This window comes from Imperialibacter roseus, from assembly GCF_032999765.1.
Lineage (GTDB): Bacteria > Bacteroidota > Bacteroidia > Cytophagales > Cyclobacteriaceae > Imperialibacter > Imperialibacter roseus.
Genome location: NZ_CP136051.1, coordinates 2,307,876 through 2,334,319, shown reverse-complemented (window position 1 = coordinate 2,334,319; position 26,444 = coordinate 2,307,876). Strand labels below are relative to the sequence as shown.

23 protein-coding genes are annotated in these 26,444 nt (G+C 46.2%); 6 read left to right on the top strand and 17 right to left on the bottom strand.

Annotated elements, in window-relative coordinates:
* Nucleotides 1–281 precede the first annotated feature (281 nt).
* The 4 genes from RT717_RS09760 to RT717_RS09745 all read left to right on the top strand — a co-directional run bounded on the left by RT717_RS09760 (nt 282) and on the right by RT717_RS09745 (nt 3,277).
* Nucleotides 282–1,034, top strand: a complete 753-nt coding sequence (locus RT717_RS09760) for an MBL fold metallo-hydrolase (protein WP_317491549.1) — start codon at nt 282–284, stop codon at nt 1,032–1,034.
* 245 nt (nt 1,035–1,279) lie between these two features.
* A complete protein-coding gene (locus RT717_RS09755) occupies nt 1,280–2,734 on the top strand; it encodes a sulfatase family protein (protein ID WP_317491548.1) in 1,455 nt (484 codons plus the stop codon).
* 78 nt (nt 2,735–2,812) lie between these two features.
* Nucleotides 2,813–3,010, top strand: coding sequence for a hypothetical protein (locus RT717_RS09750; protein WP_317491547.1), 198 nt, complete (start codon nt 2,813–2,815; stop codon nt 3,008–3,010).
* On the top strand, nt 3,011–3,277 hold the full coding sequence (locus RT717_RS09745; protein WP_317491546.1) for a type II toxin-antitoxin system RelE family toxin: 267 nt from the start codon (nt 3,011–3,013) through the stop codon (nt 3,275–3,277).
* Between the two features lie 60 nt (nt 3,278–3,337).
* On the opposite strand, the gene lysA is transcribed toward RT717_RS09745, so the two are convergent.
* The 4 genes from lysA to RT717_RS09725 form a co-directional block, all read right to left on the bottom strand.
* Complete coding sequence (gene lysA, locus RT717_RS09740) at nt 3,338–4,501, bottom strand: diaminopimelate decarboxylase (protein WP_317491545.1); 1,164 nt, start codon at nt 4,499–4,501, stop codon at nt 3,338–3,340.
* A gap of 130 nt (nt 4,502–4,631) precedes the next feature.
* Nucleotides 4,632–5,696: an aminotransferase class I/II-fold pyridoxal phosphate-dependent enzyme gene (locus tag RT717_RS09735; RefSeq protein ID WP_317491544.1), complete on the bottom strand. Its 1,065-nt coding sequence runs from the start codon at nt 5,694–5,696 to the stop codon at nt 4,632–4,634.
* Nucleotides 5,697–5,702: 6 nt separating this feature from the next.
* Nucleotides 5,703–6,713: a dipeptide epimerase gene (locus RT717_RS09730; RefSeq protein ID WP_317491543.1), complete on the bottom strand. Its 1,011-nt coding sequence runs from the start codon at nt 6,711–6,713 to the stop codon at nt 5,703–5,705.
* A gap of 5 nt (nt 6,714–6,718) precedes the next feature.
* Nucleotides 6,719–7,789: a S66 peptidase family protein gene (locus RT717_RS09725; RefSeq protein WP_317491542.1), complete on the bottom strand. Its 1,071-nt coding sequence runs from the start codon at nt 7,787–7,789 to the stop codon at nt 6,719–6,721.
* Nucleotides 7,790–7,949: 160 nt separating this feature from the next.
* Between RT717_RS09725 and RT717_RS09720 the strand changes: the two genes are divergently transcribed.
* Together RT717_RS09720 and RT717_RS09715 are read left to right on the top strand one after the other, a co-directional pair.
* Complete coding sequence (locus tag RT717_RS09720; protein ID WP_317491541.1) at nt 7,950–8,990, top strand: serine hydrolase domain-containing protein; 1,041 nt, start codon at nt 7,950–7,952, stop codon at nt 8,988–8,990.
* 152 nt (nt 8,991–9,142) lie between these two features.
* Nucleotides 9,143–11,644: a DUF5916 domain-containing protein gene (locus RT717_RS09715; RefSeq protein ID WP_317491540.1), complete on the top strand. Its 2,502-nt coding sequence runs from the start codon at nt 9,143–9,145 to the stop codon at nt 11,642–11,644.
* 89 nt (nt 11,645–11,733) lie between these two features.
* On the opposite strand, the gene rplT is transcribed toward RT717_RS09715, so the two are convergent.
* The 13 genes from rplT to RT717_RS09650 all read right to left on the bottom strand — a co-directional run bounded on the left by rplT (nt 11,734) and on the right by RT717_RS09650 (nt 26,364).
* Nucleotides 11,734–12,078, bottom strand: coding sequence for a 50S ribosomal protein L20 (rplT, locus tag RT717_RS09710; RefSeq protein WP_151998594.1), 345 nt, complete (start codon nt 12,076–12,078; stop codon nt 11,734–11,736).
* Nucleotides 12,079–12,164: 86 nt separating this feature from the next.
* Nucleotides 12,165–12,359 carry a 50S ribosomal protein L35 gene (gene rpmI / locus RT717_RS09705; protein ID WP_151998595.1) on the bottom strand — a complete coding sequence of 65 codons (195 nt, stop codon included), beginning with the start codon at nt 12,357–12,359 and terminating at the stop codon, nt 12,165–12,167.
* Between the two features lie 22 nt (nt 12,360–12,381).
* The gene (infC, locus tag RT717_RS09700; protein WP_151998596.1) at nt 12,382–12,933 is read right to left on the bottom strand and encodes a translation initiation factor IF-3; all 552 of its coding nucleotides are present in this window, start codon (nt 12,931–12,933) and stop codon (nt 12,382–12,384) included.
* A 104-nt stretch (nt 12,934–13,037) separates the two neighbouring features.
* Nucleotides 13,038–14,999, bottom strand: coding sequence for a threonine--tRNA ligase (gene thrS / locus RT717_RS09695; RefSeq protein ID WP_317491539.1), 1,962 nt, complete (start codon nt 14,997–14,999; stop codon nt 13,038–13,040).
* 9 nt (nt 15,000–15,008) lie between these two features.
* Nucleotides 15,009–16,115 (bottom strand): tetratricopeptide repeat protein, encoded by a 1,107-nt coding sequence (locus RT717_RS09690; protein WP_317491538.1) that lies wholly within the window; start codon nt 16,113–16,115, stop codon nt 15,009–15,011.
* A 1-nt stretch (nt 16,116) separates the two neighbouring features.
* Complete coding sequence (locus RT717_RS09685; protein ID WP_317491537.1) at nt 16,117–18,621, bottom strand: DUF5686 and carboxypeptidase-like regulatory domain-containing protein; 2,505 nt, start codon at nt 18,619–18,621, stop codon at nt 16,117–16,119.
* A gap of 67 nt (nt 18,622–18,688) precedes the next feature.
* Nucleotides 18,689–19,333: a SanA/YdcF family protein gene (locus RT717_RS09680; protein WP_317491536.1), complete on the bottom strand. Its 645-nt coding sequence runs from the start codon at nt 19,331–19,333 to the stop codon at nt 18,689–18,691.
* A gap of 15 nt (nt 19,334–19,348) precedes the next feature.
* On the bottom strand, nt 19,349–20,029 hold the full coding sequence (locus RT717_RS09675; protein ID WP_317491535.1) for a TrmH family RNA methyltransferase: 681 nt from the start codon (nt 20,027–20,029) through the stop codon (nt 19,349–19,351).
* 14 nt (nt 20,030–20,043) lie between these two features.
* The gene (locus RT717_RS09670; RefSeq protein WP_317491534.1) at nt 20,044–22,779 is read right to left on the bottom strand and encodes a DNA gyrase/topoisomerase IV subunit A; all 2,736 of its coding nucleotides are present in this window, start codon (nt 22,777–22,779) and stop codon (nt 20,044–20,046) included.
* 3 nt (nt 22,780–22,782) lie between these two features.
* Entirely contained in the window at nt 22,783–23,115 is a 333-nt protein-coding gene (locus RT717_RS09665) for a hypothetical protein (protein WP_317491533.1), read from the bottom strand.
* Entirely contained in the window at nt 23,112–23,741 is a 630-nt protein-coding gene (locus RT717_RS09660) for a SatD family protein (protein WP_317491532.1), read from the bottom strand. Before RT717_RS09660 ends, RT717_RS09665 begins: the two co-directional genes overlap by 4 nt.
* A gap of 91 nt (nt 23,742–23,832) precedes the next feature.
* Nucleotides 23,833–25,710 (bottom strand): DNA topoisomerase IV subunit B, encoded by a 1,878-nt coding sequence (locus RT717_RS09655; protein WP_317491531.1) that lies wholly within the window; start codon nt 25,708–25,710, stop codon nt 23,833–23,835.
* A gap of 174 nt (nt 25,711–25,884) precedes the next feature.
* Entirely contained in the window at nt 25,885–26,364 is a 480-nt protein-coding gene (locus tag RT717_RS09650; RefSeq protein ID WP_317491530.1) for a hypothetical protein, read from the bottom strand.
* Nucleotides 26,365–26,444 lie beyond the last annotated feature (80 nt).

Sequence of the window (26,444 nt, the reverse complement as noted above, 5' to 3'; positions counted from 1 at the left end):
GCAATACTTGAAACTCCAAAGGGCATATATAAAATCGACAGGTTTTACATGAGAAGAAAGTACCTTTTAGAAGAGCCGTTTAATGCACTGCCTAGAAATACTATAGCTAGTGAAAAGCTACGCCTCACTATTAAATTTCGCTCGTCAGACAAGTCGTATATCATCAAACTTACCTTTGATAACTCCCATTATCTCACTAAAATTACTTTACGCTAAATATGGATTTTTGCTAAAACATATAGCGTCTTCAACCAGTTCTAAGGAGTATAAAACCAAAAACTATGAAAAAGATATTTACCTACGCTTTCTCTTTGCTGCTTATCCCTGTCTTGGCATTCAGCCAGGGCGACAAAATCAAAACCAGCAAAGGAGACCTGACCATCACCCCCATTACCCATGGAACTGTAGCATTCCAATGGAATAACCTGACAGTGTTTGTCGACCCTTATGGCGGCGCTGACCTGTTCAAAGGCCTCCCCGCTCCTGACCTGATCCTTATTACAGACATCCACGGCGACCACCTGAACCAGGAGACACTGGACGGGCTGGATCTTTCCAAAGCGAAGATTGTAGTGCCACAAGCCGTCGCTGACCAAATCGCCGAGAAAAACAAAAGCCAATTGGTGATCATTGGCAATGGCCAAAGCACTGACCAAATAGGGCTCAATATCAAAGCCATTCCGATGTACAACCTACCCGAAAGCGCTGACTCCCGCCATACCAAAGGCAGGGGCAATGGCTACATCGTCAATTTCGGTGGCAAGAATGTTTACCTGTCCGGCGACACATCCGACATACCCGAAATGCGCACCCTGAAAGGCATCGATGTGGCCTTCGTTTGCATGAACCTCCCCTATACCATGGACGTGGATGCGGCCGCCAGTGCAGTGATCGACTTCAAGCCTGGCATCGTATATCCTTATCATTACCGTGGACAAGGCGGATTGAGTGATGTTGAGAAGTTCAAATCATTAGTAAATAAAGGAGCCAGTAAAGTTGACGTAAGACTGAGACAGTGGTATCCAGCGCAGTAATTGACATTAAGCCTTTCCAGCTTTTATAACATCACCAAGGCCTGTCCCCCGGCAGGCCTTTTTTAATGGCAATTCAACATGAGTTTGGTGCCACCAGCTAATGCTGTGGGCACCACTACCACTTCGCCAAGGTCTGTCCCCCGACAGACCTTTTCTATTATCGCCCATCACAAAGCAGAATAAACTTCATTCATTTTTCATTACTTTGACTTCGTTGAAAGACTTCGAACAAAAAAAACCTAGTTGTGGCATTGAAAAACACCTACCTATTCGCAGCAGGCCTATTACTTCTCAGCGCCTGCCAAACCAAACCCCAGACTGAAGAACAAGAGACTCCTACCAAGCCCAATATCGTCATCATTTACACCGACGACCAGGGCTACAACGATGTGGGTGTTTTTGGCGCCAAAGGGTTTAACACGCCCAATCTGGATCAAATGGCGAAGGAAGGTGCCCAGCTGACCAACTTCTATGTCGCCCAGGCGGTGTGCTCAGCTTCCAGAGCTGCGTTGCTCACTGGTTGCTATTCCAACAGGGTCAGTATTCATAATGCCCTGGGGCCGGAATCGAAAATCGGTCTCAACCCCGACGAAACAACCCTTGCCGAAGTGCTAAAGGCAGAGGGATACGCAACGGCTATCTACGGCAAATGGCACCTAGGCGATGAGCCGGAGTTCATGCCGACACGCCAGGGCTTTGACGAGTACTTTGGCATTCCCTACTCCGGCGACATGTGGCCTAATCACCCCTGGCAAGGAACGGTATTCAATTTTCCGCCGCTTCCTTTGTATGAAAACGAAACAATAATCGATACGTTGGAAGATCAAAGCCAGCTGACCACCCAGCTAACGGAACATGCCGTCGATTTTATCAAACGCAATAAGGACAAGCCACTCTTTTTGTACGTGCCACATCCGCAACCACACGTGCCTTTGTTTGTATCTGACAAGTTCAAAGGCAAATCGGAACGTGGGCTCTATGGCGATGTGATCATGGAAATCGACTGGTCGGTCGGACAAATACTCGCTGCTTTGAAAGACAACGGACTCGACGACAATACATTAGTGATCTTCACATCCGATAATGGCCCCTGGCTGTCATACGGTGGACATGCAGGTTCGGCCTATCCGCTGAGAGAAGGCAAAGGCACCAGCTGGGAAGGCGGCATCCGTGAACCAGCCATCATGAGGTTCCCAGGTAAAATACCAGCCGGCAGCGTGATCAACACACCGATGATGACGATTGACATGCTACCTACCATCGCTAAGCTTGCAGGCGGAAAGATGCCAGAGAAAAAAATAGACGGGAAGGACGTTTGGCCCATCCTCACAGGTCAGACCAAGGAGTCGCCACACGAAGCGTACTTCATCTACTACCGGGTAAATGAACTACAGGCAGTAAGGAGTGGAAAATGGAAGCTATACCTGCCCCACACCTACCGAACGCTCAACGGACGGACAGGCACCAACGACGGTCTGCCTATCGACTACGAACAAACGGAGGTCACGCAACCTGAATTATATGACCTGGATGCCGATGTAGAAGAAACTACTGACGTGGCAGCGGCTAACCCTGAGGTAGCGAATCGTATGCTGAAACTGGCGGATGGCATGAGAGCGAAACTCGGCGACAGCATTACCGGTGTGGAAGGAACGGAGAACAGGGAGCCTGGACGGGTCAGTAGTGAAGATCAGAAGTAAAACTCGGCACCCCCCTTAAGCGCTCTTTATCGCCAACCAATGCTGGTTTCTGTCAGACCTATTTTCTATATTTAACCTATGAGTTCAATCGTAGTAAATCCCAAAAGCGAAAAAGAGCTTCGTTTCCTATCAGAATTGCTGCAAAAGCTGGGAATAGACGCTAAAGTACTATCTGATGAAGAGGTTGAGGACTTAGGTTTATCGTTGCTTATGAAGGATATTGACCGGGCCGACCAAGTTTCAGAAGATGAAGTAATGGAGAAACTAGGCGGTTAAATGCAAGTCACATTTCTCAGAAAGTTCAGCAAAGATCTGGACAAAATAATTCAACCAAAAGATCGGAAAGCCATCGCAGAGGTAATTGGGTTTACAAAGCAAGCTTCGAAATTTGAAGAAATACCGGGCACTAAGAAATTAACGGGATTTGATGATGCGTACAGAATCCTTTGCGGCCATTATCGAATTGGTGTATTCGTTAAAAGTGACATGGTGCTTTTCGCTAGGGTCGTTCACAGAAAAGACATTTACAAAGTCTTCCCTTAACCTTCCATCCGACTTCTTGAGTTGAAGGCTGATCTAATCGATTTGCCACGACGAGTCTCTCTACCCCAAATCCACATCAAAATACGTCTTTGCATTGTCCCGCAAATTGTAGCGGCTCATCATCACTTCGCCATAAGCACCGGCAGAACGGATGGCCAGCAGGTCTCCCCTTTTGCTCTGCTTCAGCTCAATGCCTCTCCGGAAGGCATCTGACGATTCGCAAATAGGACCTACCACATCGTAAGTTTCGAATGCCTGGCTTTGCGAAGTGATGTTTTCAATAAAGTGCTCCGCCTGATACAGGGCCGGGCGGATGAGTTCTGTCATGCCTGCGTCGATAATCAGGAACTTGATGGTCTCTCCCTCTTTGTTGTAAAGCACTTTGCTGATGAGGCTGCCGCATTGCCCCACAATGGCCCTGCCCAATTCGAAATGCAGCTCCTGGCCAGGCGCCAGTTTCATTTGTTTTTCAAATACCTCGAAGTAGCTCTTGAAGTCAGGCACGGGATTCGTTTTGGGCTCCACATAGTCGATGCCTAAGCCACCACCAACGTTCACATGCTGGAGCTCGATTCCCTTACTGCGGAAGTAAACGTTGAAGTCGTTGGCCCGCTGGGCAAGTTGTGTGTAGCTCTCCAAACTCGTCACCTGAGAACCAATATGAAAATGGATTCCGGTTAACTGTATGTTGGCCAGCTGTGGCAATTTATCGATCACCTGATCGATCTCCTTCGGAGGCAACCCAAACTTATTCTCCTTCATCCCGGTGGTGATGTAGTGGTGCGTTTTGGCATCTACGTTAGGATTGATCCGCAAAGCTATTTTCGCCTTCTTACCCATTTTGCCTGCCAGCTCATTGATTACTTCCACCTCCTGAGCCGACTCACAGTTGAAACAAAAGATGTCGTTGCTCAGTCCAACGATTATCTCTTCGTCCGATTTTCCTACGCCTGCAAATACAATTTCCTCCTTCGGAAAACCAGCAGCCAAAGCTGCCTTTACCTCATTGGCACTTACTGCATCGGCGCCCAAATGGTACTGCCTGATGACCTCAAGTATGCGTGGATTCGCATTGGCCTTCATCGCATAGTGCACCTTATAGCCTTTGGTCAATCCGTGTTTTTTTACCTCATCCAACGACTTTCCGAGTAGCTCCAGGTCATAGAAATAGAAGGGGGTGGGTATATTTTGGATACTGCCAAGCAAAGAAGTGATATCGGCCATTAGAACTAAATTTTACTTTAAATAATGGAAATTAACTAATTGATTAAAAGATGATTACAAAATAGTTATAGATTTCATCTATGAGTACTTTCAGGCATAAAAACCTGCGGGAAGCTGCAAAGATAGCAGCCTATTGGAAGTCCTCATAAAATGTTTTGATCTCCTCCAACAGATTTCCGATATCAGCCGGATCGAGGGCCGCATGCAGGATGACTCTGCTGATCGGGCTTGACGTTGGCTTAGGATATGGAAAATGGGAAATGATGATGTTCCTACTCAGCAGGTAAGTGTAAAGCGGCTGGCTTTTCGAAAAGAAAACAGGCAACACAGGTTGAAAATTAAAGTGCTGCTTTACCAGCGAATGGCTCCCAAACGGCATCTGAAACTTACGGAGCTTTTGCAACTGACGAGCTCTTATCTTCCCTCCTTTCAGGAGCGCATGGAGAAATGCGGGTGCCGACGGAGCGGCTCCCACAAACCATGGTGATTGGCGGATCTTCTTGATCAGGTTATGAGAGCCTGCGATAAAACCCGCCGCCAGTCCGGGTGCTTTGCCCAGCGAGGAAGTCACCACCCACTGCACATGCGACGGTAACTTCCGAAGCTGCGACGCCACCCCTTCTCCGTCCTTCCCGGTCAGCCCAATGCCGTGCGAATCGTCGACCACTAGCAGCACTTCGTGCAGGGTGGAAATGTCAGTGAGCCAGTCGAAGTTAACGGGGTTGCAAAAAAGCGGATCAGTGGAATTGCAAAGTAAGACCATCCGGCGAGGCAGCATTCCTTCCAGCTGCACCCTGATCATCGTTGACCAGCTGATGAAGTCACCATTGGTAGCGTCATCTGAATTCCTCCAAAGTGCTGGATGACAGCCGGGCGCATATTCCATGCTCCATTCCATGTCTTGCAGCACCTTCACGAGGAGCTGTCCGGAGGCAAAGCCAGACGAGGTGACCACAGCATCACCTGTCGACAACCAGTCAGCTATGTGGCGCTCGGCCGCTTCAAAGAGGCGGTACTGCACGTTGCCATTCCTGGAACCGGAAAAATGCACTCCGTATTTGTCTACCCCCTCTTTGATGAGCTCCTGGTATTCTTTATCAACCGACAGGCCGAGGTAAGAAGTGCCGCTGAAATAAAGCATTTCTTTACCATTGACATGCAGCGTTCTCCCTGGAAATTCCTCTGACCGCATCATTCGTTTCTACTTAAGGCTGGCACCTGTGCCATTTTCGTTGGGAAAAATCAGTCCACTCGGAGTAACCTGTACACCATTGGCAGGATCTTCCGCCAACAGCAACGCACCATCCATATCCACGTAGTCGAGCAAGGGCACTACCTGCGCTATGGCAGAAATACCGACAGAAGATTCTGTCATGCAGCCCATCATCACGCTCATGTTCAGCTCCCGTGCCCGGGCGATCATTCTTCTGGCTGGCGTAAGTCCTCCGCATTTGGTCAGCTTGATGTTGATGCCATGAAAATGATTAAAGCACTTGTCCACATCCGATTCTACCTGGCAACTTTCATCGGCTATTACAGGCAGCTCACTTTCGGCAAACACTCTTTTCATTCCATCAAGATCATCAGCCTTCAAAGGCTGCTCGATGAACTGCACATTCAATTTTTTCAAGGCCCTACTATTGGCGATAGTTTCGTCTACTCCCCAGGCACAATTAGCATCAACCCTAAACACAGCACCGGTGTTTTTGCGTAGCTCTTCAATGATCCGGATGTCTTCCTTAGTGCCTAGCTTTATCTTATACAATGGCCAGGGAACCTCCTTCATCTTGGCCACCATGTTTTCTACCGTATCAATGCCAATCGTGTAATTTGAAATAGGCCCTTTGCTCCCATCCAGTCCCCATATTTTGTATAAAGGCTTGCCCTGCAACTTTCCGTACAGGTCATTGAACGCCAGGTCGAGGGCACATAGTGTGAAGGCTTTCAATTTTCCCGTGCTAAGCAGGGCCTGATGAAACTCCTCAGGTATTTTCCAACTACCTGACTCGATTAATGAACGTACACTTTCTACCTGCTCGGTCATTTTAGGAACTGTCACTCCATAGTATGGGTTGGCTGTTGCCTCGCCAAACCCGCTTTTGCCGTTGTGACTCAGCGCTACAATGAAAGACTCCTGCACACTGGTGGAGCCGTGCGCAATGGTAAAGGTATGCCTCAGAGGCATTTTGACAGGATGGTATGTAACTATCATAAAACTTAGAGAACGGATTCTTCTAGAAGGGTCAACGATTGTTTGTAAGTATCGAGCTCGGCAGAGATGCCCATCGGAAGCGTCGCAATATTGGACACGTGCCCGAAAGACATTCCATACAAAACGGGTATTCCCAATCCGCCTAGGCGCTCAGCAAGTGTTTCTCTCAGCGACGTTTTGTCGCCAAAATCAGGGTCAGTGTCTTTTTCATCGCAGTCGTTGAACACACCCAGGACGATGCCTTTTGCAGCCTGTAGTTTACCGGCTAGCAAAAGCTGTGTCAGCATCCTGTCGACACGATAGGGCGACTCTCCTACTTCTTCCAGAAAAACGAGCTTACCAGTGAAATCGAGATCGAATGGTGTGCCGGTAAGTGAGCTAACTAAGCTCAAATTGCCTCCTACCAACTCTCCTTTTGCCACCCCTTCTGAAATTGAATAAATCTGAATATAGTCTTCCTGCTTGTCCCGGTCTTCTTTTGCCTGCTCAATCTTTATCTTCCCTTTGCCTTTGATGAGCGTATCTTCAAAGCTGTCAGCGGTGTAGTCGGTGAAGTTGGAGGCGCCTACAGGGCCATGAAAAGTCACCAACCCGGTCTTATTGAATATCGCAAAATGAAGCGCCGTAATGTCACTGTAACCAATAAAGGGCTTGGGATTGGACGCAATCAAGTCATAATCAACCGCTGGCAAAAGTCTTCCCGCTCCATAGCCACCTCTGGCGCAGAAAATGCCGTCTACTGAAGTATCGGCAAACATGGCATGAAGGTCGTCAAGCCGCTGCTGATCGGTGCCTGCCAGGAAGCCTTTACGCACCCTCATATTGTCGGAGTACTTCACCTTAAAACCAAGGGCTTCCATGTTCTCAAGTGTGCTCTCAAAGGATCCCCGGGAGATGGCACTCGAAGGGGTGATAAGGCCCATTGTATCTCCTTTGGTCAGCTTCTTTGGTTTGATGACCCGTGTTGGCCAGGTGCCTGATGTTGTAGCTTTACCTTCAGCTTTAGCCATTGTTGGCAACAGCATTCCGCCTCCGGCCGTTGCCAAACTTCCAGCAATAAACTTTCTTCTGTCCATGAGCGCTAATTAAGCGGAAAACTAACAAAAGTTTGGATGATATGGCAATCCACCCATCAAGATAAAGCCTCATTTCATCGCTCCTTTTGCCGCTTTCCCCAAAAAGCTTTCTTGTTCCTTTTTCCGGCGTTATATTATCCGCACCAAATCAAACCAATTCATGCGATCCATAGCAGTCTTCACCATCAGTATTCTTTTTCTTGGTGCCTGCACACCAAAAGAAACGCTTACTTCCCAGCTCCACAAAATGGTGGAGAAATACCATAATGAGGGTTTTTACAATGGTACCATTCTCATTGCCGATAGCACCGGCACGCTTCTTAAGGAAGCATACGGCATGGCCGATTTTGATGCTAACAAGCCTCTCGACATTACGTCAACGTTTTATATGGCGTCAGTGTCCAAGCAGTTTACCGCCATGGCCATCATGCTGCTAAAAGAGGATGGCAAGCTGACCTTCGATGACACACTGAGCACCTACTTCCCGACATTTCCTCCCTGGGCGGACAGCGTTACCATCAGAAACTTACTCACCCACACATCGGGCATCCCTGACTACTACGACATAGGTGCGGCGGTTCCTGGCTTCACTAATTCAGATGTGGTGAACGTGGTAGAGCGCATCGACAGCCTGCATTTTGCTCCGGGCAATAAATACGAGTACTCCAATACTGCCTATGTGCTATTGTCATCCATCGTGCAGCAGATCAGTAGCAAAGGCTTCAACGAGTTTATGCAGCAAAATGTGTTTGGATCTGTAGGTATGGTCAGCACTGTTGCTTACGACGAAACAATGCCCGAAAGAACCAATCCCTGCAAAGGCTTTGATGCCAACGGGAAAGAGGACGACTATCCTTACTTTACCACTGGCGGCGGCGGGCTCTACTCTAACGTAGAGGACATGTACAAGTGGCACCAGGCTCTACAAAACTATCAGCTGGTATCGCAAGCGACGATGGAAGAAGCCTACAAACCAATGATATTGAATGATGGGAGCACCTCCTGGTATGGATTTGGGTGGATGCTCGACAAAGAAAACCCCAATAAAGTATTGCATACCGGAACACTAACTAGCTTCCGAACTTATATCGAACGAAACCTGTCCAATGGACAGGTCATCATTATGCTCAACAATGTGGGAAAAACAAAACGAGACGAACTGCTGACGGAAATCAAAACCCTGATGAATGTTAATCATTGAACAAAAGCATTGTGTACGGTAACACCGAGTGGGTTAAAGTGTAAAAAGATGTCACCAACACTCGCCATTTATCAGAATTTGGGATGAGCTAATGGCAATCATGGCTAAATTTGCAAAGACTATCAGTACAGTTCGTTTAACAAAAGCCCTTAATGTTCAAATTAGATCGTAAAGAACTCTTACCCCTTGGTTGTTTTCTTTTAATTTTTCTTTTCCCTCCACGCCTGGTGTCAGCCGCCGATTCCGGTAAAAATGAGTTTGCCACCAAACGCATCACAAACAGCCCAAAGGTAGACGGTATCCTTGACGAAGACATTTGGAGTCAAAACCCAACACCCACTCAATTCACGCAATTCAAACCTAACAATGGCGAAAAGTCGGACTTCCTTACAGCCGTTGAGTTGGTATATGACGACAACGCCCTCTACCTTTCGGCAAGGCTCTTTGACCCTGAGCCGTCCAAAATAAGAAAGGAGTTTGGCAAAAGAGATGACTTTAACCGAAACACCGACTGGTTTGGAATTTTAGTCGACCCTTACAACAGCGGCCAGAATGCTTTCAGTTTTTTCGTCTCGGCTGCAGGTGTGCAAGGCGACTACTTCATCAATGGCGATAATTGGGATGAGAATTGGGACGCTGTGTGGGAAAGTGCCATTGCCTACGACGACCACGGCTGGACTGTAGAAGTAAAGATTCCCTACTACGCTCTCCGGTTTCCAGCTACTTCACAGCAAAACTGGGGCATTAATTTCTATCGCCAGGTAAAACGAAACCAGGAGGAATCGTATTGGAATCCGGTAGACAACTCCATCCGTGGCACTGTAAATCAATCAGGAGTGCTCAGAGGGCTTGAAGACATCAAACCACCTGTTCGCTTGTCGCTGCTGCCCTACGCCACCACCATTTACACCAACGATGGTGTCAATGGCAAAGAAAAATTCTCGTTTACTGGTGGCATGGATCTCAAATATGGCATCAACGAGTCTTACACCCTCGACATGGCACTCATTCCTGACTTTAGCCAGGTGCAGTCCGACAACGTGGTACTAAACCTATCGGCGTATGAGGTACAATACAGCGAAAACAGGCAGTTCTTCACGGAGGGAACGGAACTATTCGACAAGGGCGATCTGGTGTATTCCAGGCGTATTGGTTCTACTTTTGGAGAGGTTAGCTACAATGACGAAACAGAAGAGGTAGTCAGTTCGCCATCGGCAGCACCTCTGATCAATGCCACCAAAATCTCTGGCAGGAATGGGGAAGGCTGGGGACTTGGCTTTCTTAATGCGCTGACCAACAAGACGCACGCCAACATACGCAATATTGAGACCGGCGAAACCAGAGAGGAGCAGGTTGATCCGCTGACCAATTTCAATGTGCTGGTGGTAGACAAGATCCTGAAAAACAATTCCAACGTCAACCTGATCAACACCAACGTAACGAGACTTGATGGCGACAATGATGCCAACGTTACAGGAGCAAGCGTTAGCCTGCTCGACAGTACCAATACCTACCGATTCTCAGCATTTGGCGCTGTGTCTAACATCTACAATGCTGAAGACGCCGGTGTGTCAAGCGAATTGGAGGATGGATATAAGTACAGCGTGGGCCTTTCAAAAGTAAGCGGCAGCTTTCAGTATGGCGTCAGCAGGAATGTTGAGAGCAAAGACTACGATCCAAACGATTTTGGATTTAACAGGGCAGCCAATAGTGTCTCGCACAACGTGTCGCTCATGTACAGGATATTTAAGCCGACGGGGGTATTTAACTACTACCGGGCCAATGTCAGCGGATCATACCGGCAGCTTTTTGAACCAAGAACATTCACAAGCACCGACGTATATGCATCTACTTATGCCCAATTCAAGAACTTCTGGGGAGTGGGCATGTCGTCCAGCCTGAAACCCATTGACAGCTACGACTACTTCGAGCCCAGAGAAGAAGGCTACTATTTCGTTCAGCCTGGATCCTATAGCGTGAACTCATGGGTAGAAAGCGATTCCCGCAAAGCGGTAAAAATATATATAAGTCAAAATACCTGGAGAAGGCCCGAATGGGAGCAGGCATATAATTCGCTGGGAGCATCTATCCGCTACAGAGTCAACAACAGGCTATCCATCGACTTCCGGGTTAGCAGAGAGAGCTCTGAAGACTCAAAGGGCTACGTTACCAAATTGTATGCTGATGACGAATCGCTTGATGAGATCATCTTTGGAGAAAGAGATGTTCTTACCACAAATAATATCCTTGGCACCAAATACACCTTCAATAACAAAATGGGGCTGACCCTCCGGGTAAGGCACTATTGGAGCAATGTTAAGTATAACGGATTTTACGACCTGCAGGGCAATGGTCAATTGGCTGGTTCTGAATATGAGGGCATCGACGAGTCCGGACAAAAGCAGCATGATACCAACTTTAATGCACTCAATGTTGACTTTGTTTACTTCTACCAAATTGCGCCAGGCAGCTTTTTGAATGTGGTTTGGAAAGACTCCATCAGTTCAAGTGACAATAATACCGACATTAATTTTGCTGAAAACTTTGACAAGACCCTGAGCCTGCCGCAGGTCAATAGCTTGTCGGTAAGGCTCACCTATTTCATCGATTACAACTCTGCAAGGAAGTATCTCTTCGGAGGCAACAGCATTTAACAGCCTCTTGCTTGCAGTAAGTCATTCACGCTTAAACTAAAAAAGCCCCATAATGGGGCTTTTCATATTATTGACAAAGGCTTGTCGAACTATTTTACCTTGTCCACCACAGCTTTGAAAGCTTCGGGGTGGTTCATGGCCAGGTCGGCAAGTACCTTACGGTTCAAATCGATCTTGGAAGTTTTCATTTTGCCCATCAATACAGAATAAGATATTCCGTGCTCTCTGGCACCTGCATTGATACGCTGAATCCACAAAGCTCTGAAGTTTCTCTTCTTCTGCTTGCGGCCTTCATAAGCATATTTCCATGCTTTTTCAACGGCATTCTTAGCTACCGTCCATACATTTTTTCTGCGGCCATAAAAACCTTTGGCTGCTTTGAGGATTTTCTTTCTCCTCGCTCTTGACGCTACGTGATTTACTGATCTTGGCATAGTAATTACATTTTTTGGTGTTTGGTGGTTCTACTCAGAACACTTGTTGACCAAAAACCTGGTGAAACATAGAACCTAAGTTTTTCTTAGATGTTGAGCATATCTCTTACTCTGTTCTCGTCTGACTTATGTACTAAAGTCATGTCAGTAAGAGAGCGCTTTTGCTTGGTTTCCTTCTTGGTAAGAATGTGGCTTTTGAAAGCATGCTTACGTTTGATTTTACCAGTCCCCGTTAGCTTAAAGCGTTTCTTTGCTCCCGATTTGGTTTTAACTTTCGGCATTGTATATATAGTTTAACAAAAATTATTTCTTAGCGACCTTAGGAGCAACGAATAGAGACATCCGCTTTCCTTCGAGCCTCGGCAGTTGCTCTACCTTTCCATACTCTTCCAATTCCTGAGCGAACTTAAGAAGAAGGATTTCCCCTCTTTCCTTAAACACAATTGTTCTACCCACAAACTGCACGTATGCTTTTACTTTGGAACCTTCCTTAAGAAAGTTGATGGCGTGCTTCAATTTGAAATTGAAGTCATGATCATCCGTGTTAGGACCAAAACGAATTTCCTTAATGACAGTCTTCTGAGCTTTGGCCTTGATCTCCTTCTGTTTCTTCTTTTGCTCGTATTTGAACTTTGAATAGTCAACTATACGGCAAACAGGAGGAACTGCAGTAGGAGAAATCTCTACCAAATCCAGGTTTTGCTCTTTGGCAATTTTGATTGCATCCCGGGTTGGAATAACGCCAAGATTTCCATCTTCGGCAATTACCCTTACCTCACGGGCTTCAATTCTCTCATTAATCTTGTAAGGCTCTTCAGGTTTACCCCTAAAACCTCGTGGTCTCGGTCTTAAAATTTTATACCTCCGTATTTAGGTTTCAAAACAAGGATGCAAATATCCACAAAAATTCTACTAATCAAAAGCAGCAAGCCGCTTTTATAAATAGCCTGCAATAATCCTCAGGCTTCTTTTTCGCCTGCCAGACTCATTTTTATTCGCTTTCCAAAATAGTCAACAAATTCACTGCCCGAAAAGGTGCCAATATCTCCCTTGCCATGCTCCCTAAGGGCAATGGTTTTACTCTCCGCTTCCTTCTCCCCTACGATCAACATGAATGGGATCTTTTTGATTTCCGCATCCCTGATCTTCCGGCCTATTTTCTCATCTCTTTCATCCACATTGCCCCGGATGTCATTCTCCTGGAGCATCAGTCTAACCTGATTGGCATAGTCGTGGAATTTCTCCGAAATAGGCAGAATGGCAATCTGCTCAGGCGATAACCATAACGGGAACTCACCCGCAGTGCTTTCTATCAGAATAGCTACGAAACGCTCCATTGAACCAAAGGGTGCTCTATGGATCATTACCGGCCTGTGCTTCTGATTATCGGCTCCAACATATTCCAGCTCGAAGCGATCGGGCAAAGTGTAGTCGACTTGAATGGTTCCGAGCTGCCAGTTTCTGCCAAGAGCATCCTTCACCATAAAATCGAGCTTAGGGCCGTAAAAAGCTGCTTCCCCAAGCTCTACAGTTGTTTTTAGTCCCTTTGCAGCGGCTACCTCTATAATCGCATTCTCTGCAATTACCCAGTTCTCCTCAGTACCGATATATTTTTCTGGTGTCTCAGGATCTCTTAACGACACCTGGGCATTGTAATCGCTAAAGCCCAAAGACTTAAACACATACAATACCAGGTCTATTACCTTGGCAAACTCCTCTTTCACCTGGTCGGGGCGGCAGAAAATATGCGCATCGTCCTGAGTAAAGCCCCTCACACGGGTCAAGCCATGTAGCTCGCCACTCTGCTCGTAGCGGTAAACCGTACCAAATTCAGCGTACCTCACAGGCAAGTCCTTGTACGACCTTGGCTTGCTTTTGTACATCTCACAGTGGTGAGGGCAGTTCATGGGTTTCAAAAGAAACTCTTCTCCCTCTTCCGGTGTGTTGATGGGTTGAAACGAATCCTTGCCGTATTTTTCGTAGTGACCAGATGTTACGTATAGCTCCTTGCTTCCTATATGCGGTGACACCACCTGGTCATAACCTGCTTTCACCTGCGCTTTGCGCATGAAATTCTCAAGGCGCTCACGAAGAATGGCACCTTTAGGCAACCACAACGGCAGTCCCTTGCCCACCTTTTCTGAGAAGGTGAAAAGCTCAAGTTCTTTCCCTATCTTTCTGTGGTCACGTTTTTTGGCTTCTTCAAGCAGCTCGAGGTACTCCTTCAACTCTCCCTGTTTGGGAAAAGTAATCCCGTAAAGCCTTGTTAACTGCTTGTTCTTCTCATTGCCCCGCCAGTAAGCACCGGCGATGTTCAGTATCTTAGTGGCCTTAATAAACCCTGTGTTTGGGATATGCGGTCCCCGGCAAAGATCGGTGAAATTGCCTTGCTCATAGAAAGAAATAGTGCCGTCAGTCAAATCTGCGATAAGCTCCAGTTTGTACGGATCACCCTTCTTTTCAAAGTAGGCTACGGCGTCTTTCTTACTAATATCTCGGCGTGAAAAGGCATTCTTCTGCCTCGCCAGTTCCAGCATCTTCTCCTCTATTTTCGGAAGTTCGGCAGCGGTAAATTCCCTGTCTCCAAAATCAACATCGTAGTAAAAACCGTTTTCAATTGGTGGGCCAATACCCAGCTTAACACCCGGGTACAGCGCTTCAAGGGCTTCAGCCATTAAGTGAGCTGAAGAGTGCCAAAAAGTTGATTTCCCTTCCTTGTCATTCCATGTGAGCAACTGAAATGTTCCGTCTTCCGTGATAACACGAAATGCATCAATTACGTTTCCATTGAATTTGGCAGCCAAAACATTCCTGGCCAGGCCCTCGCTGATGCTCATTGCCACATCCAGCCCGGTTACCCCCTTGTCATATTCCCGAACACTTCCATCAGGGAGGGTAAGCTTAATTTTCTCGTTACTCATTCAATTCTACTAATTATCAGATTTCTTGGGAGTCAGATCAAACACTGGCATTGCTGCCTGCTGCTCCCTAAGTTTGCGCAAATATGCAATTTTTCCCGCAACAATACCCCGTTCTTCGAGGGCTATTTGGTTGGTGGAATCCAACGCCAGCGCCGACGTGTAAAAATTATAGGCATCTCCCATTCTACCCCTGCGATTAAAGTATCGGGCTTTGAGGAGTCGGCCCGGCACACTAAGCGAATCCTGCTGAATCATCCTGTCGGCATACCAAAAGGCGGAGTCGCTCATCGACGATTCGAGCATCAGGCTCCCGTACTCAAAAAGCCCGTTTTCGGAGGGTTCAGGCCAGTTCTCAGCAAAGCTGGACGCCTTATCATAATCGGCTCCCTTAAAGTAGGCACCGAGCAACTCACCCCTGTAGGTGCTATAGTCATCCGTGACTTTGCCATATCCCTCGAGCAGCGCTACCAGCTCGGTAAATTGGCTTCGCTGCTCAAATAATGTCACCAGCAAACGGGTCATACTCCTGTGGCCCGGATTCGCTTCGACTCCCCTCTCCAAAATGGACAACGCTTTGGTCGTATCTTTTTTCTGGAGATCCAATTCAGCTGCTACCAAAAATGCCTCCGGCAGCTTGCCTCCGGTGTCAAAATAATGATTGAGGTACCTGGCGGCCTCACCGTAGTTCCTTCTGGAGTAGTGATATTTTGACTTGATCAGCGATAGACTAGGGTGAACCGAACCCAGCCTGTCAGCCTGCTGGGCATATATCCAACTCCTCTCAAAATCGTTTCTATGTATATAGTAGTCGGCCACCAGCACCATCACCTCCGGATCTTTGGGTGCCATCCTTAAAATCGCCTCGATATTAGCGTTGGCCACCTCCGGCCATTCAAGCGTTTGATGATATGAAGCCAATTTGACCCTAAGCCCAAGGTTATTGGGGTCTTCCTGCACTTTGTCTTCCACAAGTGCTAATAGTTCACTATAGTAGGCTTTGTCGGGGTTTGGGCTGTCTGCAATTGGCAATGACGCCTGAGGAGATGAGCACCCCATCATGCACAAAACCGAGAGAAGTATTAAACCGAGAGAAGCTCTTTGTGTTCCGAACGCCATACTACAAAGAAAACTTATAGCTGAATTTAATCCCAAAATTATTTACTCCGGGACGGTTGGTATAAGTAAGTCTGTGTATGAAGTCGACTCTAAAAAACCTGAATATATTCTCCACACCATACCCTGCCTCTATATAAGGCCACTGGCCAAGAGCGAAGAAGGGTGCTATTTCGCTGCCATTAGTGTCGTAGGTGGGTGGTATCAGGTTGTAGTTCTTTTGCCCCACACCGCCGTAAAGCACATTAACAGTGCCTACAAGTCTCCACTTTAACTTTTTGATGGCGGGAATACTGTTGAGCAGAAATCCATTGAAAGAGTGATTCCATCTGAAGGCTACATGCTTGTCGGTAACGAACTCAAAGTAGTCCATCATGTTGTAGGCAAAATTAAAATAGAAAGGCGTCTGGTTTCCTATGTGTGCCTTCAGCAACGGGTAAGGCAGATTATTGAAGTTATAGCCGCCGCTCAATGTGAGATAGCCCACTCCGAAAATGCCCATCTTTTGCCGTTTTTCAATCGACAAGCCAAACTTGTGGTACGTGAAATCGCCTCCAAGAGCACTGAGGCCAAGTGTATAACGGAAATTAACAGCTGGCCAGCGAATGGTGCCCATGCTCAACCGCTGGTTATCGTTGATGACAAAAATTTCGTCACGTGCGTAGCGGGTGTCGAGAATTACCTCTGCCACACTCAGGTTGTTACGCACCGTAGGCGTTTCAGCGTAGGGGTCTTTGTAGTATTCAAAGTCAAACAATGGCTTGAAGTATTCCTGACGATATGACACTCGCTGAGAAAGGCCACGGCCCAGCACCGTGAAAAAAGTAAAGTAGTTCTTTTGCCGGAGAAAGGGATCTATCAGTGTGCCGAAGCGTGAAAAAGCATAGAAAACATTGGCATTATCAATATCATCATTAAGAAGCCAAATCTGATCGATTTCCTTTTGGTGCATGTATTTCACCTCAGTCCATGGGCTGCGGCTCAAAATCCTTCGCACATGAAACTTGTACTTCCATTCCTCATCTTTTAAGCCATAGGCTACGTTGGCGCTCAACTCCCATTTCTTGCTGAAGTCAATATTAGTTCTGCCTCCAAGCCCCAGCCTTATGCCTTCTATATTATTATTGCCAAAAAAGTAAGAATAGGAACCTATGTCGAACTTTCCGATTTTGTAGTAGCCGGTGTATCCGGTCTGAATAATGTCGGTATAAGTTTTGATCACCGGGATCTTTGTCAGCGTGTCGATCATTTCATACACATGAACCTCCGTGGCACTAAGGGTATCGTGCCTAATATCGGCCCAAAATTCGTTGTCGTCTGCCCGGTCGTTAACGTCCTCCACCATCTCAATGGGGTTTTCATAGAACTTATCGGGTTTTGGCTGATTCACCACAATGTCTTTGTTGGACACATAGAACTTAGCCAGAAACCCGGCTGATCGGTCGGTCAGCTCACTTACGTCAATCATCACCCTGGTTTTGGCAGGCAGCCAGGCACTTTCGGTAGTAGGCACCAACTCCTGTTGAATTTTTATCTTCTCAATGAAATTGACATTCGCCTCTTTACCTACCGTTACGTCAATTTGTCTGATGGCCCAGGTGTCTTTGTGAATCCACATCGACCCACGAAAGGCCAGGTCCTGCTCCCTCTTGGGGAAGAAGTCTAACCGGTAGCAGTAATAGTCGCCGAGCCAAAGACTATCTACCAGGTCATATTCGTAGTTGATCTTCCAGCCATCCGAAATCGGAGACACGAAGTCTTTGCCGACAATATTGAGCCAGTTTTGATAAAAATTATACTGCTGAAAAGAGGCGCCTATCACCTGCGAAGTCAGCGTACCGTCGGTTACCCCCACTCCGGTTACTTTCGTATTCAATACAGTCTCGTGCGCCATTCTGGGACTATCTTTATAATAGTACTTGCTAATGGCCTCTGAAATAAACACCGGCAGCACCGGTTTCCCATCTTCGCCTGCAATCTGCTCAATACTGTCGAGCACCGAAGTTACTTTTTGGATGATCTTACGCTGCTTAAACTTATCTGAAATGTTATCAATATCCATTTCAATTTTGGTGTACGCCTCGTATTCATAGGCAGAAAGCCTCCTCTTGTCGTTGACCTTTTTGTGGTCGACTATATTCCTCAATATTTGAAACGCCGGATTTTCACCTGCTTCAAAAACAAGCTCCTGAAGGTTGACCACATCTTCTTCCAATTGGATATTGATGTTTTGCTCCTTTCCTGCCACAATGAATTTCGTTTTTGGAACAAATCCGATGTAGCTGAAGTGAATGGAGTCGAAGCGCTGGGTAGTGCTAAGTTTGTAATAGCCCTCAAAATCAGTTGTTGCACCAATAGAAGTTCCCTTGAAAACGACATTGGCAAACGGAATCGGGCTACCGGTAGATGCTTCGGTAACTTTGCCCCACACCACTGTTGTGCCTTGCGCCTGAGCCCAGCTAGTGACAGATAGAATAGACAACAGAAAGAGAATTTGTACTCTTTTCATAGGTTTGGTAAACCAATAACATCCTTAAGGACACTTTTCTCGCTAAATCGTTCAAAAAATGTGAGAATTATTTTCTGATCTCTATAATTTCCTTCTCACCAAGGAATTTGGGGGGTTGTTTGAGAACGTAAAGGTCTAAAATTGCTTTCGGTCTGGCAAGCCATTCTCTGCTCACCACAGACTTCATCCCTGATTTTGCCGCATCATCAGATGCGAAGGTAACTGCTTTTATCCCATAAAATTTACTAATAAATAGCGCCCGGTAGGCATGAAATTGCTGGGTGATAATAACGATCTCGTTTTGCCCAAACACTTCCTTTGAACGCACGATGGAATCAAGAGTTCGAAAACCGGCGTAGTCCATTGTCATGTCTTGTGCAGGCACGCCCAGCACCAAAAGAGCATTGAACATATCCTGGGGCTCATTGTAGTACTTTGTGTTGTTGTCTCCGCTGAGTATCAGGTGCTTTACTTTGCCAGCTTTATATAGTTTAGCGGCGGCTTCCATTCTGGTGGTAAAAAACGAATTGGCGCCTCCATCGACACTTCTTTTCGATGTTCCGAGCACTACCCCGACGTCCACAGCCGGGATTTCTTCCACGTTGAAATGGATATCATCTGTCGTCTTCCACATGATCCATACGTTGCTGGCGATGACAAAGGCAAACACCAATGCACCCAGCATAAAAAGCATCTTTAGTAAAAACCGCATCCGTCAGCGTTAATACTAAATGCCTGAAAGAAATCTCACTTCGTGAATATCAGATCTCCTTACAATCTTACGATACCACTCCAGGGTCAACTGCTTCTTTTCTTCTTCACTCATACACCAATCAATTTCCGAGTCTTTTAACTTCCTTAACAAAACATGCAAACACAACGCAACACTTACCGACACATTGTAGCTCTCAGTAAAACCTTGCATCGGCAGGCATACCCTTTTGTCAGCCATTTCCAGCACTTCCTTCGACGCCCCGTCGAATTCTGTACCAAACACCAGGGCTATTTTTGAATCTACACCAACGTCGTTCAAGTCGACGGCAGACTGGTCAGGACTGGTTACCCAAATTTGATATCCGGCATCCCTCAACAACTGCAAACATCGAGAACTATTCGTTGACTCGAGCTCATTGTGCTTAGTAACAGTCAGCCATTTACTACCGCCTTTGGCCACATAAGCACTTAATTTATTCCTAAACTGGTTTTCGATGATATGAACATCCTGCACTCCCATCGCCTCGCATGACCTTAGAACGGCGCTTACGTTCAGAGAGTTTTCAAAATCTTCCATTACCACTGCAATGTGACGAGTCCTCTTCTCAAGCACCTGTTGCACCTTCGCTGCCCTTGCAGCGGTTACGAAACTTCCCAGGTAATTAATCAGCTTGTCTCTGGTGGCATCATCCATCTTTTATTTGCAGGTTAGAAAAGGCCAAGTTGGTCTTCTCCATTGCTTTTTGGTTTCTTAATATCCAAATCTATGCTGCTTCCCACATCAAAATTCTCATCTGTTTCTTTACTGAACTCTTCTTTCAGCTTCTTTACCGTTTCTGCTATTTCCTGCTTGTCGTCGGTTGCTTTCGAAGCAGTATCATCTTCATCTTCTTTGGTGTCCGGGCCTGAATCATCGTCGTTGCTATCCTTCTCCTCAGCCCCAGGGTCTTCGTTGGCCAGCCACTCCAGTTTTTTGATATCCGGGAAATTCAATTTGTTGCCGACTGCCTTCCACCCCTTGATGTCGATAAATTCCTCAAATACAATGATTTCTTTGTCTGTCTCCTTGCTGCCTTTCTTCCTATAGCTGACTTCGAAGGATGGTGAGGGATGCGAACTCACTAGTAGCAGCCTGGATCCCTTTTCTTCAGAAATGAAGACAAATTTCTTTTCAACTGTGCTGGTTTCGATCAGGAATCGCTTACCAAAATGCACCTTCGTCTTACCATCCAGGTACACTGCGCTAACAACTGCTTTCGGATTGAACTTTTGGAGTGTGAGAATCTGATGGTAGTCGTATCTGTTGGTCAGTTCAAACGAGGTGAGCTCGTAGCTGCCATCCTGATAAAAGACGATGATTTTGTCGTCCGCCAGGAAGTTGCCAAGATACTCTCCCCTATCATCCGTATTGAGTCGCCCGATAGTAGCATCGTACCATATATCAAGCCCTCCCAACGTTGACCTCCCTGCTTCCTTCAACACGATCTTTCTCACGGGGTATTTGGTTAAAATATTACCCTGCGAGCCACGACCTTTGATCTCTATCTCTGAAAAGTCAAAATCGAAAACTTTCTTTTTAGCCTTTGAGCCAGAGGTCAGGCTGATATTAATGATTTCGGCTTCTCCGTTCGGATTAGCAGAAAAATAGAGCACTCTGGATCCTTTTTCACCTTTACTAACGTCATACTCCTTGTCACGGGTAACACCCAGCACCTGGAAGCGCTTGATCATGGACCGGCCTGACTTGCCATCTACGTAGACGGCGTTGTACACCATGCGTTCGTCGTTTTTCTTGAACACACCTGCATAGAGGATATCCTTGCCAACGAACACTTTGTCCTGAATTTTGACGACAGAAAACTTTCCGTCCCGCCTGAAGGCAATGATGTCGTCCAGGTCAGAGCACTCACATATGTACTCGTCCTTTTTCAGTCCATAACCTATGAAACCGTCTTCTCTGTTGACATACAGTTTCTGATTGTTCGCAGCCACCACAGTAGCCGCAATGGTATCGAACTGAGCTATTTCGGTGAGTCGCTCCCTTCCTTTGCCATACTTATCCAGAAGACTTTGATAATACTTGATGGCATACTCCACCAGGTTCTCCAAATTGTAGTTGACCTCTTCCAACTCTTCCTGAAGCTTCTTCATCAGCTCGTCGGCCTTGAAGGAGTCAAATTTGGAGATTCTCTTGATCTTGATTTCAGTCAGTTTCAAAATATCGTCCTGTACGATCTCACGGTAAAACTGGTCTTTGAAAGGATCAAGCCCCTTATCGATGGTGTCCAAAACAGCTTCCCAGGTTTCACATTCCTCAATATCCCGGTAGATTCTGTTTTCGATAAATATTTTTTCCAATGATGAGAAGAGCATCTTTTCCATCAATTCAGCTCTTCTTATCTCCAACTCCCGCTTGAGGAGGTTGACCGTTTGGTTGGTACAAACCTTCAGGATGTCATTGACAGACATGAATACAGGCTTGTCGTCAACAATCACGCAGGCATTGGGAGAAATGGATACTTCACAATCGGTGAAGGCGTACAAAGCGTCGATGGTGATGTCAGGCGACACGCCAGGTGCCAGGTGCACTTCAATTTCAACATCCTTGGCCGTGTTATCCACCACCTTTTTGACCTTGATCTTTCCCTTATCGTTGGCTTTCACGATGGAGTCCATCAGGTTGGTGGTGGTAGTGCCAAATGGAATGTCTTTGATAACGAGTGTCTTCTTGTCGAGCTCTTCTATTTTGGCCCTTACACGAACTCTGCCGCCTCTCTTTCCTTCATTGTAGTCTGAAAAGTCTGCCAGGCCACCGGTAGGAAAGTCGGGTAAAATATTAGTCTTCTTGCCCTTAAGCACTGCAATGGAAGCTTCAATCAGCTCCCGGAAGTTGTGAGGCAATAGTTTGGTAGAAAGGCCAACAGCAATGCCTTCAACGCCCTGTGCCAGAAGCAGTGGAAATTTAACGGGAAGAGTAACAGGTTCACGTTTACGTCCGTCGTATGAAAGCTGCCAGTTGGTGGTTTGCGGGTTGAAAACCACCTCGAGCGCAAACTTCGATAGTCTGGCCTCTATGTAACGGGGTGCTGCGGCCCGGTCTCCTGTGCGGATATCACCCCAGTTGCCCTGCGTTTCGATCAGGAGGTCTTTCTGCCCAATATTGACGATGGCATCGCCAATGGAAGCGTCGCCGTGAGGATGGTACTGCATGGTGCTACCAATGATGTTCGCCACCTTGTTGAAGCGACCATCGTCCATTTCCTTCATGGCATGCAGGATACGCCGCTGTACCGGCTTAAATCCGTCTTCAATTGCAGGCACGGCCCTTTCCAAAATTACATAGGATGCATAATCGAGGAACCAGCTTTCGTACATACCCGAAACGGCTACCACATCATGAATCTGATCTTCTCCTTCGTGACTGTTAAGGTTCTCTTCTTCCATACTTTACTTCAAAACTTCTCTCCAGATAATAAAATAGGCAATGGCCAGGCTGATCGACAGCAGGTTGCCCACTAAAAAGTAATCGTTTGATATTTTGTTTTCATCCTTAATTCTTGTTGCAATTTTTAGTGCTCCCAGCAGTGTCAACACATGGGGCAAGTCGTGCGTAAGTGCGAAAAAAAGGAATAGCCGCTCTACCATGCCTTTGAAAACAGATCGTTTACTTATGCCTGCTCCGTCCTTGCCAGTGAATATTTTTGACAAAATCCAAAACAACAGCACCGACAATGCTTCGCCTCCAACTAAAACCAGTATGATGGATATCCAGTGGTTCATTCAAATGCGTTTGCTGTTGATCGTATCAAATCTTTGGCTATGTTAAACTCATCCAGTTTGAGGGAAATGCGTTTTCTCCAAACTGTGGATGGATCTTTTGAAAGCTGCTCCCCTACCCACTTGTAATCGTCCTTCTCAAAGAATCGCTCCAGGTACTCACGGTCATTTTTTGACCAGTCACTGTAGAAAGAGTCGTACAACCGAAACAACCCATTCAGCATATCGTCGGTTTTACCGTCAGTTGTTACCATGCGATAGTGCAACTTCTTTGGCTTCATCTCTTCCAGCCCCTTTCTGGCTTTGGTAAGCCCCTCACCCAACATTCCATGCGCATTTTCCTTGTTGACTGGTGTATCAATGGGGCCATACTGCATGCTGTATCGGATCCTGAACTCAGGGTTTGTGCCAATTAGCGCCTTGTCTATATGAAAGATGATGTCCACAACTGACCTTAGATCCTTCACTACTCCCTGAAACTCATCACCTAACGTGATAGTGAGTGGAGACAATATCTGCTTCGAAAAGTTGCCATTAGCCGATTGAATGACCGATTTAAAACTAGTCATTAAAGTCGCTCCTTTCTTTTCTGAGCTGCCAACAATGTCTCCCATCAAAATAAAGTACATAACTGCAACTTTACTATTTTGTAAGATAATTACAATTATATAAATTTTGTATAAAAATTACAATAAATGGATAATTGTAACAAAAATACAATCAATCTTCTATCACAACCTCTTCCACCAAGTCCTTCTCTATTTTCAGGTTATCGATAATGAAAATCTGCCTGTCCGGCGTATTCTTGCCCATAAAGAACTCCAGTAGCTGGGGAATCTTTGTTTCTTTCTTCAAAATAATGGGCTCCAGCCGCATATCCTCCCCTATAAACTTGCCAAACTCCTCTGGTGATATCTCCCCCAGTCCTTTGAATCGGGTTATTTCCGGCTTAGACCCAAGCTTGTTGATGGCCTGCTGCCTCTCCTCATCGCTGTAGCAATAGATAGTTTCCTTCTTATTCCTAACCCTGAAAAGTGGTGTTTCCAAAATGTATACATGGCCGTTTCGAACCAGGTCCGGAAAAAACTGCAGAAAGAAAGTCAGCATCAGCAGTCTGATGTGCATCCCATCCACGTCGGCGTCAGTAGAAATGATGATTTTGCGATAGCGAAGCCCTTCTAACCCGTCTTCAATATTGAGTGCATGTTGAAGAAGGTTAAACTCCTCGTTTTCATACACAATCTTTTTCGTCAGGCTGTAGCAGTTCAATGGTTTACCACGCAAACTAAACACAGCCTGGGTTTGCACGTCCCGTGATTTGGTGATAGAGCCCGACGCAGAATCACCTTCAGTGATGAAGATCATGGAATCGTCCCGGCGCTCGTTCTTCAGGTCGTCGAAGTGGATGCGGCAATCCCTCAGTTTTTTGTTGTGGAGGTTGGCCTTTTTGGCCCTGTCATTGGCCAGCTTCTTAATGCCTGCAATTTCTTTGCGTTCCCTCTCCGACTGAATAATCCGCTTTTGCAGGGCTTCCGCCACGGAGGGATGACTATGCAGAAAGTCGTCGAGATACTTTTTAACAAAGTCGTTGATGAAAGTACGCATGGTGGGGCCTTCCGGGCCAACGCTTTGAGAGCCTAGTTTCGTTTTGGTTTGAGACTCAAACACAGGCTCCTGCACCCGCACTGCAATAGCTCCTACAATACTTGTGCGCACATCCGATGCATCAAAGTCTTTTTTGTAAAACTCTCTGACCGTTTTTACCAATGCCTCCCGGAAAGCCGCCAAATGGGTGCCGCCCTGGGTTGTGTACTGACCGTTAACAAAACTGTAGTACTCCTCACCATACTGGTTATTATGAGTGAGCGCAATCTCAATGTCCTCTCCCTTCAGGTGAATGATTGGATAACGCAGCTCTTCTTCGTTAGTCTTGCGGTTCAGTAAGTCGAGAAGACCATTTTCTGAATAATACTTAACACCATTGAAATTGATTGTCAATCCGGCGTTCAGGAACGCATAGTTCCAAAGCAGGTTGTCAAGATACTGCGGAATAAAATGGAAGTTTTTGAAGACCGTACCGTCGGGTTCGAAGATGGTGAGTGTGCCATTTCTTTCAGTAGTGGTAGTCTCAGGCGGATCGTTGGTCAGCTCCCCCTGATGGAACTCGGCCATTTTAGTGCGGCCTTCTCTGAATGATTGCACCTTGAAGTAGTCCGAAAGGGCATTCACCGCCTTGGTACCTACTCCGTTCAAACCAACTGATTTCTGGAAGGCGTTAGAGTCGTATTTACCCCCAGTGTTGATCTTGGACACACAGTCGATGACTTTGCCCAGCGGAATGCCACGACCAAAGTCACGCACCTCTACCCTATGGTCGGTCACCTTTACATTAATGACCTTGCCATTCCCCATCATGTGCTCATCAATACTGTTGTCGATGATCTCCTTTACAAGTACGTAAATACCGTCATCCATCGCAGCACCGTCACCGAGCTTGCCGATATACATACCTGGCCTGAGCCTGATATGCTCTTTCCAGTCAAGTGAACGAATATTGTCTTCGGTGTAATTTGATACTGCAGCTTGTTCGTTTGCCATAAGTCCTTCAATCGCAGAAAGTTTCCATCATTTTGACCGTATCTGGGGTCAAAAATTGCAGTGAATTTAGGATAATTATGGAAATTTTCTGGAATATAATTTCTCTTAACTTGCTGTAAATGAAGGATTTATATTCAACTATTGATTGAATATCCCAGCACTAAGCTACTGATATTAAGAGGGTTGATAGCTCCGATAGCGGAGAACAAAACCGTAAGAAAGAATCCAGGCAAAAATCAGAAAAGTGCCTAAATAGACCAGATAGGCAAAATTATTAAAGTCGAGGTTCACACGATTGTTGTACACACCTATAAAGGCAGCGCCAGTTACAAAAAAAACGTTGATGAGGCTGATAAGCACTTCGAGCCAAATGAGCGTTTTGTTCTTGAATATCTCAGATGAAAACAAACCTCTTCCTTCAGTGACCGGCACGCCGTCGAGCACTTTACCAAATACAAACAACAAAAGGTTGACAACCAGAAAAAAAGCAAACGAATAATAGAAGAATTGGCTTTTGGAAATGAAGTAGATGGGCGTGCCTAGTTGATCGCTGTACAACGAAACATTTTCCGGCAGATAAGCATACACAAACAGGAGTCCGCCGAGGAAAAACAGCAATGAAATAATTCTAATAAATGAAAATATTCTCTTCATGCTACAGCCATCAATTTGGATGCAAAACTAGTTAGTATTCTTAAATAAATAGCTTTTTTAATTACATTGTTATCTGTATT

Coding starts and splice junctions, on each gene's coding strand:
- RT717_RS09665 (WP_317491533.1), bottom strand. CDS start 23,115: ATGAACCACTGGATATCCATCATACTGGTTTTAGTTGGAGGCGAAGCA.
- lysA (WP_317491545.1), bottom strand. CDS start 4,501: ATGGCCGATATCACTTCTTTGCTTGGCAGTATCCAAAATATACCCACC.
- RT717_RS09660 (WP_317491532.1), bottom strand. CDS start 23,741: ATGTACTTTATTTTGATGGGAGACATTGTTGGCAGCTCAGAAAAGAAA.
- RT717_RS09650 (WP_317491530.1), bottom strand. CDS start 26,364: ATGAAGAGAATATTTTCATTTATTAGAATTATTTCATTGCTGTTTTTC.
- RT717_RS09715 (WP_317491540.1), top strand. CDS start 9,143: ATGTTCAAATTAGATCGTAAAGAACTCTTACCCCTTGGTTGTTTTCTT.
- RT717_RS09685 (WP_317491537.1), bottom strand. CDS start 18,621: ATGAAAAGAGTACAAATTCTCTTTCTGTTGTCTATTCTATCTGTCACT.
- thrS (WP_317491539.1), bottom strand. CDS start 14,999: ATGAGTAACGAGAAAATTAAGCTTACCCTCCCTGATGGAAGTGTTCGG.
- RT717_RS09730 (WP_317491543.1), bottom strand. CDS start 6,713: ATGATAGTTACATACCATCCTGTCAAAATGCCTCTGAGGCATACCTTT.
- rplT (WP_151998594.1), bottom strand. CDS start 12,078: ATGCCAAGATCAGTAAATCACGTAGCGTCAAGAGCGAGGAGAAAGAAA.
- RT717_RS09735 (WP_317491544.1), bottom strand. CDS start 5,696: ATGATGCGGTCAGAGGAATTTCCAGGGAGAACGCTGCATGTCAATGGT.
- RT717_RS09680 (WP_317491536.1), bottom strand. CDS start 19,333: ATGCGGTTTTTACTAAAGATGCTTTTTATGCTGGGTGCATTGGTGTTT.
- RT717_RS09670 (WP_317491534.1), bottom strand. CDS start 22,779: ATGGAAGAAGAGAACCTTAACAGTCACGAAGGAGAAGATCAGATTCAT.
- RT717_RS09745 (WP_317491546.1), top strand. CDS start 3,011: ATGCAAGTCACATTTCTCAGAAAGTTCAGCAAAGATCTGGACAAAATA.
- RT717_RS09750 (WP_317491547.1), top strand. CDS start 2,813: ATGAGTTCAATCGTAGTAAATCCCAAAAGCGAAAAAGAGCTTCGTTTC.
- RT717_RS09690 (WP_317491538.1), bottom strand. CDS start 16,115: ATGGCGTTCGGAACACAAAGAGCTTCTCTCGGTTTAATACTTCTCTCG.
- RT717_RS09725 (WP_317491542.1), bottom strand. CDS start 7,789: ATGGACAGAAGAAAGTTTATTGCTGGAAGTTTGGCAACGGCCGGAGGC.
- RT717_RS09655 (WP_317491531.1), bottom strand. CDS start 25,710: ATGGCAAACGAACAAGCTGCAGTATCAAATTACACCGAAGACAATATT.
- RT717_RS09675 (WP_317491535.1), bottom strand. CDS start 20,029: ATGGATGATGCCACCAGAGACAAGCTGATTAATTACCTGGGAAGTTTC.
- rpmI (WP_151998595.1), bottom strand. CDS start 12,359: ATGCCGAAAGTTAAAACCAAATCGGGAGCAAAGAAACGCTTTAAGCTA.
- RT717_RS09720 (WP_317491541.1), top strand. CDS start 7,950: ATGCGATCCATAGCAGTCTTCACCATCAGTATTCTTTTTCTTGGTGCC.
- RT717_RS09760 (WP_317491549.1), top strand. CDS start 282: ATGAAAAAGATATTTACCTACGCTTTCTCTTTGCTGCTTATCCCTGTC.